Annotated in this window: 7 protein-coding genes; 3 read left to right on the top strand and 4 right to left on the bottom strand. The window is 46.4% G+C overall.

The features are described 5' to 3' along the window. Window positions 1-23: 23 nt before the first annotated feature. The 3 genes from AC07NA_RS10355 (at window position 24) to AC07NA_RS10345 (ending at window position 4752) form a co-directional block, all read left to right on the top strand. Window positions 24-1121: a sensor histidine kinase gene (locus AC07NA_RS10355; RefSeq protein ID WP_494897500.1), complete on the top strand. Its 1098-nt coding sequence runs from the start codon at window positions 24-26 to the stop codon at window positions 1119-1121. A gap of 58 nt (window positions 1122-1179) precedes the next feature. After that, window positions 1180-4032: a TonB-dependent receptor gene (locus AC07NA_RS10350; RefSeq protein ID WP_494897499.1), complete on the top strand. Its 2853-nt coding sequence runs from the start codon at window positions 1180-1182 to the stop codon at window positions 4030-4032. A gap of 258 nt (window positions 4033-4290) precedes the next feature. Next, the gene (locus AC07NA_RS10345) at window positions 4291-4752 is read left to right on the top strand and encodes a DUF1569 domain-containing protein (protein ID WP_494897498.1); all 462 of its coding nucleotides are present in this window, start codon (window positions 4291-4293) and stop codon (window positions 4750-4752) included. Here the strand turns inward: AC07NA_RS10345 and AC07NA_RS10340 are convergent, their stop codons facing one another. The 4 genes from AC07NA_RS10340 to AC07NA_RS10325 form a co-directional block, all read right to left on the bottom strand. After that, window positions 4753-6099: a hypothetical protein gene (locus AC07NA_RS10340; protein ID WP_494897497.1), complete on the bottom strand. Its 1347-nt coding sequence runs from the start codon at window positions 6097-6099 to the stop codon at window positions 4753-4755. 126 nt (window positions 6100-6225) lie between these two features. Continuing rightward, on the bottom strand, window positions 6226-7251 hold the full coding sequence (locus AC07NA_RS10335; RefSeq protein WP_345209970.1) for a GntR family transcriptional regulator: 1026 nt from the start codon (window positions 7249-7251) through the stop codon (window positions 6226-6228). 264 nt (window positions 7252-7515) lie between these two features. Continuing rightward, window positions 7516-9270 (bottom strand): alpha-L-rhamnosidase-related protein, encoded by a 1755-nt coding sequence (locus AC07NA_RS10330; protein ID WP_494897496.1) that lies wholly within the window; start codon window positions 9268-9270, stop codon window positions 7516-7518. A 20-nt stretch (window positions 9271-9290) separates the two neighbouring features. Beyond that, window positions 9291-12527: a glycosyl hydrolase gene (locus AC07NA_RS10325; protein ID WP_494897495.1), complete on the bottom strand. Its 3237-nt coding sequence runs from the start codon at window positions 12525-12527 to the stop codon at window positions 9291-9293. Window positions 12528-12545: the final 18 nt, after the last annotated feature.

Here is a 12545-nt window from a genome sequence, read left to right as displayed (position 1 = left end):
TGTTTAATTCATTCCTTTGTTATATGAATAAATTAGTGTTCAGGCCGTGGTTCTATAACATCATTCCGTTGCTGGTTTGGTTCCTGCTGCTGGTGCTGCCTTTTGTAAGCGGCCCGGCAAACATACCCGATGCCATGCGCCATCATTTTATTACGCAAATACTCATCTCCAATACATTGTTGCTGGTGATGTTTTACATACATACTTATTTTGTATACCCCTTACTCACCAATAAAGGCTGGGCTGTATATACCATTGGTTTGGCGGCCCTGTTAAGCGCTTACTGGCTATGGTGGTTCTTTTTACGCACCGAACCACCGCACCCTCCGCATGAGTTTGCACGCGGCTTTCGCGATAGTTTACAAGGGCCGGGATACGCACCTAACGGCAAACCCGGCTTCGGCAGGCGCATGGGTGGCGGCCCGGGAGCTTTCATCCCCGTATTTTCGCCCATGATAGCTATACTGTGCAGCTTTTGCTATCGCATTTTAATGGAGAACGCATCGCGCCAGCAAATGCTGAAAGAACGCGAAACCATTCACCTGCGTACCGAACTTAACTTTTTACGCTCGCAGATCAACCCGCATTTCCTGTTCAATATATTGAATAACCTTACCTCGCTGGCCCGCAAAAAATCGGACCATCTGGAACCCGCCATCGTTAACCTGTCGCAACTGATGCGCTACATGCTTTACGAGAGCGATGACAACAAAGTGGCTTTGACCAAAGAGGTAGATTACCTGAAAAGCTACATCGACCTGCAAATGCTGCGTTTTGGCAACGAGGTAATTGTAAAGCTCGATTTTGACGACAAGTATGATGGTATTCAAATTGGCCCGATGCTGCTTATCTCGTTAGTGGAGAACGCCTTTAAACACGGCACCGGTTCGGCCGATATGGTATCGATATTTATCATGCTCAGAATATTGCCCGGCAATAAATTATGCTTCAGGGTGATGAACAATATTAATAACGACGACAGGAATACCGACAATACATCGGGCATAGGGCTAAAGAACATGCAGCGACGGCTGGCCATACTTTATCCCGATAAACACGAACTGAAAATAACAAACGACGGCATACTGTTTACCGCCGAACTCACCATCGATATCACCTGATCTATGGTTGCATAATTAGATAACACACAATTTTCCGATCACCCTTTAAAATATATTTATGAAAATATACAGGCTTTTTTGTGCCCTTATTTTGCTCGCCTTAACGGCGGGGGGCACATACGCGCAATCAAATTATATAGTTACCGGCACGGTAAAAGATTCTACCGGCACTACCCTGCCGGGCTCTACAGTAAAGCTTATTTCGGCGAAGGATACCGTGCTGACGGCTGCCGATATAAACGGCCAGTTCAGCATTAAGGCGACAGCTACAGGCACTTATAATTTGCAAATACAATCCATAGGTTACCAAACTTTAAAGAAAAGCATAGTTATCAGCAGCGGGCAAACCGCGCTGGGCAACATGGTACTGGCCACCGAAAGCAAGCTGCTTGCCGGGGTAAATATTGTTGAAGTAACACCCGTTAAAATAAAGGAAGATACGGTAGAGTACAATGCCGCAGCCTACAAAGTACGCGATGGCGCGCCGGTTGAAGATGTACTGAAAAAGCTGCCCGGTGTAGAGGTGGATAAAAGCGGCAACGTTACCGCGCAGGGCAAAAGCGTTACCAAAGTAAGGGTAAACGGTAAGGATTTTTTTGGCGGCGATGTTAAAACCGCTACCCAAAACCTGCCTGCCGATATTATACAGAATATACAGATCATTGATGATTACGGCGACCAGGCCAACCTGACAGGGCTAAAAACCGGGGAATCTGAAAAGGTGCTGAACATTACCGTTAAAGCCGATAAAAACTACGGTTACTTTGGCCAAACCAGTTTTGGCGAAGGTGCCGACGCGCAGCAGGGTGTATTAAGTAAGGATGAAGCCAATCGTTACGTGGCATCGGCCAATGTGTTCAGTTTTAATGGCGACAGGCAGCTGGCCTTTTTGGGTAATCTCAACAACACCAATACCAACCTGTTTACCTTTGGCGGAGGCGGGCCACGCTCCGGCGGACCGGGCGGGCGTCAGCAGGATGGCGCGAGTGCATCTTCGGGTGGTATTACCACAGCGCGTTCATTAGGCTTTAACTACCGCGATCAATGGAGTAAAACCGTGAGTGCCTATGGCAGCTACAGCTTTTCGGACAATACGGTGAATACGCTAAGTTCAACTATACAAACCAACACCTCGTTAACCGACCCAAGCGTAAACAACATTGGCAGCAACCAAACCGACAGCAAAAAGAACCACCGCTTCAACTTTAACATTGAGTACAAACCCGATGCTGCCAACTATTTAAAGTTTACCCCAACGGTAACTTATGCCGGTGTAAATACCGACCAAAGCGGATCGAGCAATTTGATACGCAACGGTGAAACCATTACCGATTATAATTTCAACTCCATCAGTAATTCATCATCGCCAAATTACGGCGCTAACCTGTTGTACAACCATAAATTTAATACCACCGGCCGTAACTTCAGCGTAAACATCAGCGGTGGCCGTGCCGATGTAAACAAGTACCAAAACCCGGTTTATACTTATACATCGGGCATAGCAAACACCCCGCTGAACCAGCAGATCAACACCGATGTTAAGTTGGACAGCGTAGGCGCGGCATTATCATACATGGAACCGTTAAGCACAAAATCTTTTTTGGAGGCCAACTATGCTTATCATTACGCCTACACCACATCTGACAAGGCTACGGATACGCTTAACCTCGCGACCAACCAGTTAGACCGTTACGGTTTGCTGAGTAACAATTATAATTTCGCTTTCATTACCAACCGTTTCGGGCTTAATTATCGCTTCATAGATAAAAAGTACAACTATACTTTGGGCATAGCCGCGCAACCCACCACGCTTAACGGCAACTCGGTTACCACAGGTGTGCAAACCCACGTAACTACTTTTAACATAGCGCCAAGCGCGAGGTTCATCTATAATTTTTCGCGGAGCCAGTCGCTTGGTTTAAACTACAGCGGGGCAAGTAACCAACCATCGTACTCGGTATTACAGCCCGTTACTGATTTCTCCAATGCATCGTACCCAACACAGGGTAATGCCGACCTGAAACCGGAGTTTAACAACAATCTTTCTATCCGGTACAATAAATTCAATTTTGAAAGCGGGAATGTGTTGTTCACCAACCTGTCGTTTACCAAAACGGACAACAAGATAGTGGCCAACACGATCACCTATCCAAAACTTTATGCGCCGGATAGCAAGCTGGCAGGTACCATATTAACACAGTACCTCAATGCAGATGGCTTTTACAGCGGATCGGGATCGTACACTTACTCAAAACCTTTTGAAAAGCGTAAGTACACCCTGTCTTTCAACGGTAATGTGAGTTATAACAACAACATATCGTACATCAGTAATATTGATGCCGATACTTACGCCATGACCTCGCAAAAAAATATTGCCAAAAGTTTGGTGCTAACACAAGGCCTGCGTTTCCGTACCGACCTTACCGATATTATTGATGCCGAGCTTAACGGCAGCTACAGCCTTACCAATACCAGCAACTCCATAGCCCAGGCCAATGTGAACAACAGGTTCAGTACCATAAATTTAGGGGTTAACGGCAAAAACTACTTATGGAAAGACTGGACATTGAGCTATGATTATACCAAGATCATATACAAAGGCTACACAGGGGCAACTAATCCAAACGTGTTAAACGCTTATGTAGAACGCCGCTTTCTTAAACAAAACACCGGGACAATACGCTTGGCGGCCTACGACTTGTTTAACCAGAATACAGCATTTAGCAATACCCCATCGGGCAGTTACATTACCCAAACAAACAGCAACAAGTTAGGCCGATACTTTTTGTTAAGTTTCACCCTGCGCCTGCAAAAATTTGCAGGTAAAAGACCCGGCCCACCGGATGGTGGCCCGGGCGGACCGGGTGGTGGCGGCATGCGCCCAGAGGGTGGCCCGCCACCGGGAGTATAATGTTTTGATAAGCTTTTGTTTAAGTTGGCTTTGTTATATTTGCGGGAGGCGGTCGTTACAACACAGCAGCTGTTAGAAAGATAAAAGGTGTCATTTCGAACGAGGAACGAGGAGAAATCTTCTACTCCAAGTATGTAGCAGACATGCATGGCGAAGAAGATCTCTCCCTACGGTCGAGATGACACATGGTCTTTCCAACACCTGTCGTTACAACACCGTCTCCCTTTTTTATTTACTGATCACTACCAAACAAACATAATGGCCTTACCCAATATTTTTACAAAACCTGTAGCCGATGGCGTTATCGAGCGCATTAACCGGCTTACCCCTACCACTCAACCACAATGGGGTAAAATGAGTGTTTCGCAAATGCTGGCGCACTGTTGTGTTGCGTACGAAATGGTTTATGAGCCCGAAAAACATCCAAAACCAGGTGCTTTAATGAGGTTTATTATAAAGGCGATGGCAAAAAACATGGTGGTAAGCGAAACGCCCTACAAACGGAACAGCAAAACCGCGCCCGCGTTTGTAATTACCGGCTATGTAAACTTTGATAAAGAAAAGAGCCGCTTGATAAGTTATATCCAAAAAACACAGGAACTCGGCGAAAGCCATTTCGACGGCCGCGAATCACATTCGTTCGGCCCCTTGAGCATACAGGAATGGAACAATATGTTTTATAAGCACATCAACCACCACCTTACTCAATTCGGGCAGTAATTATAGTTCGATGATCAGCGGGTGATCACTCAAAGTAAGCGGTACCGAAGCTGTATTTTTCAGGGTTTGCGTGGCATTAATGCCAATTGTAGGGTCAAATACTTTTACAACGGCAAAGGTTTTGCCTAACACTACAGTCACCTCATCGGTACCCTTTACCTTTTCGCCCCAAACAATGAGGTTGAATTTCCCATTGCTTTTTTGCAGCAGCAGGTGATGTACAGTTTCGGGCAAGTTGGGGATGGCATAACCTAACGTTGCGGGTTTGGCAACGGATTTATTATCGGCAAGTATAGTGGAAAAGTTGTGCATATAAAGCGCCGCTTTGCGCGGCGTATAATCAGGCTTGTAAAACCCGAACTGCTGGTTACCGGCTTCATCGCTGCGATCGCGGAGCAGGTACAAAGCCGTATAGCTCCAGCCGCGGGCAAACTGCGCCAGGTAAAGGTTCATGAACATGCAAGCCTGCTTTTCTTCGGTGAAGTCGCCGCCTATAGCAGCACCGGTCTCGGTAGTTACTTTGGGCAGCTTGGCTAATTGCTCCTCTTTATAACCTGCAAATTTACCGCGCCATGTATTGCCATAATTACCATACAGGCCATCTACCTTACACAGTTTGGATGGATCGGCAGCATTCCAGGTTTGGTTATCGTACAGGCCGGGATTGGATGGATGAATGAAATAGTTGTGGCAATTTGCAAAATCGGCATACCGGGTACCATCGGGCATTAATGCCTTTGCGCCTTTGGGGATCTCTAAATATTGGAGCCCTACATTATCGGTTTGCGCGCCGTTTTCACTGATGCTCCATACAGGGTATGCTTTGAGGGTAGCGTCTTTCTTTACGGCTGCGTACAGGTCCCGGTGCAATTCGGCTACGGGCAACCACGATTCATCCCTCCCACCTTTTTTGCCTTTGTAAGTTAAACCCCAGTTATTGGGCTCGTTAGCGCCCTCGAACGCCAATAATGCACCGGTCGCGGCCAGTTTCCGGCCACCTTCCAACAATAATGGAATGTCGGCACCGCCACTTAGTAATCCGTAGCTGAATTTTATACCGTTTTGTTGATGCAAGGCTATCATATCCTTAAGCGGAACATTTCCCTCATACCCCGACCTGATCCACCGCACGCCTAAATACCTGGTGATCTCTATGGTTTTGTTCAACGATTCGCCACGGGTGGAGATAGCCGAATTCACCCCAATACTATTCAAAAAACTAACCGCGCTTACCGCCTTTACAGGTTGAGGAGGCATCGCCTTTTTATCTACCTGGAAGGCATTGATAAAAAAGCTGATGGCAATAAGAAACACTGCGATTATTAACGACCGGGTTTTAGTTTGCATGATAATGGCTTGTTAGTCAACATTAAAAATAATGATAAAACCATTGGGATGCGGTATGTAAGGAAATATTTACGGAGGGGGAACTTTTTAGCTTTTACAACTTTTAAAAAGTTGTAAAAGATTTTCTTACAACGAGTTCCTCAGCGTTACCCTGAAAGGTATAGCGATATGCTCGGTAGAGCTATTAAGTACTAACTCGGCCGTCTTCTCACCCATTTGTTTAAAATCGGTGGAGATGGTGGTGATGCCGTTGAGGATGATCTTTTTAACCGGGGTTTCGTTGTAGGAGATTACGCCCACATCCACACCTACTTCCAGTTTGTCGTGCATTATTTTTTCTATCAGCTGCACCAAATGGTCTTCAATAAGGTTGATGTATACGTTGCCCTTGCTGATGGTTTCGTTCTCTAAAGAGTTGATCACTTCGTAATCGAACGCGTAGCGGGTACAAAATTTGGTAAAGCCGGTAAGTATCTCCTTTGAATAATAAGAATGCTCGGGGAAGATGATCTTGACGGTACTATACTTGCTCAACTGCGGAAGCAGTTCTTTAAGGGCGTTATAAATATCCAGCTCAAAATCTTCATACACCGCGCCAAATTCGCCGGTTACGCCTTTTTCCAGCTTATCCATCAGTATCAGTTTATCCTTCGGGAAGGCATTGATCACACTGTAGGCATTCTCAGGCTTATCAATAAAATGGGGTATTACTACCAGTTTATTGTAGTCGTTTATTTTATCCTGAATCAGCTTTTTAAACAGCAGCAGGTCGCTGTTATAAATGTAGAAATCGATAGCGGCGTTGTTGCCCAATGTAGATGCAAAAGCATCATACATGATCTTTTTATGGCTGCTTAACTTGTTAAATAACAGTAGCACTTTTATGGGCTGATTGAACTGTGTTTCGGCGATAAAGTACCCCTTGCCGGTTACCGATTTAACGATATTGAGCTTTTTAAGTTCTTTATAAGCGCGCTCGATGGTATTGCGCGAGGTTTCTAAAGCGATGCTGAAATCATAAATGGACGGCAGTATCTCGTCCTTTTCTATTTTGCCCGCCTCAATAGCCCGCAGTATAGAATTTACAATCTGAATGTATTTAGGGGTAATAGAGTTTTCATCTATCGATACTATCTTTAAGTAATTCTTCATTCGTTTAATGCTATTGTTATTTTATCTCCCTCCTCATTCGCCAAAGCCCAATTCCGTTAAGCTTCTGCAATAATTTCACTCATCCGGTCTTAGCTTCGCCCGACCACCTTCTCTGCTACGCAAAGAAGGTTTTTTGCTTTTTTCACCCTCTTTGCGTAGCAGAGAGGGTCGACCAGCGTAGCGCTGTCGGGGTGAGTTGATTAAATTAATGGCATTGCGCCAAACGATAAAGTTAAATTAATTTACAATAGCTCCGCTTGCTTTTTACCTGATTACTTTTACTTCTTTAGGTGCCTGTATATCGGTTTTGATGGTGCCGTTGGCCAGTTTGGTGTGTTTAATTTTCACCGCGCCATAAGGTGTAGGGAAGCTACCCTCCACAAATTTCAGATCGGCAAGGTGCGGTGTTATTTTGATCACCTTGCAGCCCGGCGCCATTACCTGCACGCCCAAAACATGCTCGGTCAGCCACGAAGTTGGCCCCGACGACCAGCCATGCGACAGGCTATGTCTCAACTTGGTATAACTGAAATTGCCATAACGGGCATGCACATCCACTTTTCCGGGAGGAACAAGCTCATCTATACGGGCGGCGTTCTTCATCCAGTCGAGATCAAAATCTTCCCAAAAGGTGGTAGCGCCTAAGTCGAGCATGGCTCCCCAGTAGTCACGTATATTATCCACCGCGCCCTGGTAATCGCCGGCTTTGGCTTTTGCCTGTAGCATGTAGTAGCCGTAAAAAGTAGAAAAACCTTTGGTACCATTCACAGCTATTACTTCCTTATTCGCTTTTTCGGCGGGCATTAAACCGGCCATAGCCAGCAAGGCCGCGGCTTCTTTATTACCGGCTGCATCAGGTACACTTTGGCGAAGTTTGGCTACAGCGTCCAGGCATTTTTTGGCGGTTTCGGCATCGTTCAACACCTTGCAAAGTTCGGCGCCGTTAGTGAGGGCCATTACCATCATGGCCTGTAAACCGGCATGTATGGCGGGTTTGTTGCTGTAAGTTGGCCAGTCTAAAAAGCGCCAGCCGTCTAAATTTTCTTCGTTACCTTTTATTTTGCTGATCATTTGGTTAAGCAGCCCCACCAAGTATGGCTTTTGCTGCTTTAAATAATCGAGGTTGCCATGGTAATAATACCAATCGCGCTGAATCATCACCCACCACATGGAGTATGAACTGATGCCGTTCATCCAATCGGGCAGCGGAGTTTCGCCTTTTACCAGGTCCAAACTTTTTGTCACTACCTCGTTATACCCGAATACCGAATTAACGGTCATCACTTCGGGGTGCATATCCCCTATCCATACCAGCCTGTCGCGTTTTATACCGTCCCAAAGGTATTGCTGCATGTTGAGGTGCACCGTGTATGCACCCGTAGCCCATATTTTGTTTAAGCGTTCGTCGCTGCTTTTAAATGAGCCCACATAGGGTATATCCCGATACATCAGTATCGCTCTTGCTTCTTTCAAAAACAGTTCGGTGTTGGGGTCAACCAGGTCTATCCGCACAAAACGGAAACCAGTATTGCCGTATTCCATCATACCACCCCTCGCTATTTCAATTACAAAATCACGCACGGCGTGGTCGTTGGTTGCACCGGTAACAGTATCAACATTCGCCATCGCTTCGCTGGCCGATTCACCAAAACGTATACGCACCTTTACCCCGCCTTCGCGTGGCATCATGCCGGTTACCAGTTGAATCCCACCATGGAGTTCCTTGCCATAGTCAAGCAGGATGCTGGATTGATTTGTACCATTATTCTTTAAAACCGTCATGTGGCTGTTCACCAGTTCAGCCTGCCCAATGCCCGGCAATAGCAGGTTTTTGGCACCCGTTACCCATTTACCGGTAGTATCCGATTGCCAAAGCACCCTTTGTGGGGTAAGGTAAACACGTACCCGGCTTTCCTTATCGGCCACACGATTGGGCTGATCGTTAAATATGGGCGGCAATTGCGCCATGGCGTTCAGGCCGGTTAATAAAACTGATAACAGTATATAAATATGTTTCATGCGCTTGATGCTGGGGCTAATTAATAATTGATGGCAGTAACGGTAACCGGGCCTTTCAATCCCGATGGTTCTAAGTTACTATTCGGATTGTAAGGGTTATTGCTTGTCCACGTTTTGCGTTGCGCTTCGGGCAGTTTGCTATCGCCTATGAGGCGGTTAACCCAAGTATTCACTACCGAAATTTCCACCGTGTTATCACCATTCTTTATCGCGTTGCTAATATCCACGCGAAGCGGGTAAGTCCACACCCCGCCTACATTAACTCCGTTCACTTTTATTTTGGCCATTACTTTTACATCGGTAAGGTTTAAGTAGATCTGTTCGCCCTTTTTAGGTTTTTTGATCTTAAAGCTATTTTTGTACACTGCCGTACCCGAGTAATATTTAATGTTTTCGTCTGCCGATTCTGTCCAGTCGGTCAATGTTTTAAACTCAACCGTTTTTTCAGGGCCGCGCATTTTAGCGTCAAAGGTTACCTGCCATGGGGTAGTAATTTCGGCAAGTGTTTGTTCCTGCGGGAAATTCACAGGATTAACGTTTAAGGCCTCTACCGGTTTACGGAACACGATGAACGCGCTTTGCAGCGACGCTAACTTTAACGGTACCGTAGTAGCATTATCGCTTTGTGAAAACTCGGGCAATACACGCGTGGTTCCTGTTACGGGATCCCATAGTTCGGGTTGTTTGCCTGTAAGCCTGAATGCCGGGTTTATGCTGATCGTTTTTTCGCTTTGATTGCTCACAAAATAAATTTCACCATCGGCAGTGGTACGGTGAATGTACAGCACAGGCGGCTCGGCAGGTAAGTTAAAATCGGGGATGATCTTCAGCATAGCCAAAGCGGCAGGCATATCCATACCGGCCATTACCAAACCCTTGCCCACCCTGCGCGATTTTACGGTAGTACCATTCACGCTGCCCCATAACGCGGCGGCCAATTTTTTTACCTGCGCATCGGCCTGCGGGTATCCCTGCAAACTTGGCGAGCGCTCGGGTGCCGGGCCTAATATATTAGCACCTTCGTTTACCAGTTCGGTTATTTTGGCCAGCAGTTCGGGGCGCATGGTTTCCAGTTTTGGTAAAACCAACAGGTTATAGGTCATGCCATCGGGCAGTACCATTTTGCCATCCACTATCTTAACACGGTTGTGTATCACTTCGGCATTAATGTAATCATAGGCATAACCTATGGGCAGTTTAGGGTCGGTGATGCCTGTCATTTTAGGGGCATCTTCTCCTATAAAGTAAGCTACATCGGCCACGTATTTGCCTTGCTGCAGCATCATGTTGCTGCGTTTCAGGTAGCCTGTAAACAGATCGAGGTAGCTGAACCATACATTATGGCGGTTAAACTCGCTGCCAAAATTGGCATTAATGCCGGGTACAATATCATCGGTAGGCTGCTCAATAAAAACGTGCAGCAGGGTATTGTTAATGCCCTCGGTAAAAAAGCGGTCGCCCCGTTGTTTCATCATGTACGGGTAGCGCACATAAGCACGGCCACCGGCTGTAAATGATTCGGCCGAAACCTTGGTTTTACCGTAAATGTGCGCTGCTGACGAAGCCGCCCTGTTCTCGATATTACCCAGTTCGCCCTCGCTCCAAAACTCGCCACCAATCTCGTCCGACTGACCACCATATTGCAAAAACTCTCCCGGGAAACCCCAGTGACCGTAATTTTCCAACCAGGTATGCAAACCGTATTTATGGCTTATATTGCGCAAGCCACCTACATAATCATAGGCTACCCTATCGGCAATAAAGCGGCGTAAATCCCACAAAAAGCGGTCGCTCTGATCCTGGCTGCCTACCACGTAGCCTTTTATAACCGGCATGTAGGGCATAGGGTCGTAACCGTAGTTCGCTTTAAACTTACTGATCATCCCGTCGGTCCAGTTTTGGCCGCCGGTTTCGTAGCTGTCTTCTACCGTTACACGCCATGTTTTGCGGTCTTCTGCCGGTACACGCTTCATTATCTCGCCCAAAAAACCGTGGAAATGGCTTTCCACATGTTCCTTGCTCATTTTATCAACTTCCAAACCTGTGCCTTCCGGCGATGCAGGCCCATTTTTTACGCCTGTAGGCAACATCCCCATGCGCAAAATTGTCCAGTCGCCTTGCGGGGCTTTCCACTTGAGTGTACCATCGGCAGCCATAAACTGGCTCACATCAATTACCGAAGCCGGGTCGATAACTAATGATTTATCCTGCACCACAGGCTGTGCCGGCCATTGATACTCGTTCCAGTAAGGCAGCGGGGTTTGAAACATTTTGCCCAGTGTTTTTTCAACAAAACGCTCAACCACCGGCGTTCCCGACAGTTGCAGTTCGGTAATGCCCAGGCCCGAATTGTTGTTAAGCACCAGCCTGAATTTCTTTGATGTAGTAGCCGGAATTGATATAGCCACCGGACCATAAGGATCAAAACCTACGTTAAGGCTTTCGTTACTACGATCGATCAAAAAGCTTTTGATGGTTTTGTAGGTGCCGTTTTCGTTAACCTGCAACTCGGCATCGGCCCGCATCCAGCGTTTGGCAAAGTTGATCACCAGGCTGCGGGCGGTAAAATCTTTCTTCCTTTCAAGATCAATAGTAAACGATTTTGATTCGGGGATGATGGCCGAACTGAATAAGTTGCCATCAACAATATTGGCGATATCTTTTACCGGTACCGATGTGGTAACGGTAGGCTTGAGTGCCGATATACTATTATCTTTAATTGTTTTGAACGCTAAAACCTTCACATCCTGAAAATCACCTTCAGGCTTATTAAGCATTACGCTGATATTTTTTCCACCAATAGCGTGGGTTTCTGACGAGGTCAGATAACGCATGGCCTGCGTAGGTTTTATCCATGGCCCGCCCGACTGGCTCCAACCCGGGCTATTGAAAATACCGATCTCGATATTCAATTCGGTAGCGGTTTTTAAAGCCGTATGCAAAATATCCCACCACTCATCGGTAAATATTTTCACCTTGCCGTAGGGCGTGGTTTCGTAACCTATGTTGCCGATAAACGCACGGTTGATCCCTACCGATTTCATGGCATGCAAATCTTTGATCACACCTTCTTTTGATAGATTGTCTGACATCCAGTACCAGTAAATACTGGTTTGGATAGAATCCGGAGGTGTTGCAAAGCCTTTTTCTAAGGGGGTATAAACCTTAGCGCCCGGAACCAAAACCTTCCTTTGCTGGCCTTTACAGACTATAGATACCGAAAAGATAGCCAATAGCAGGCAGATGCGTTTTGCCATAATTATAATTGTATAAGT

The organism is Mucilaginibacter sp. GW821-FHT07G05 (assembly GCF_059418565.1).
Note: the sequence above shows the minus strand (reverse complement) of the source record. Positions and strands in the feature narration are given on the sequence as shown.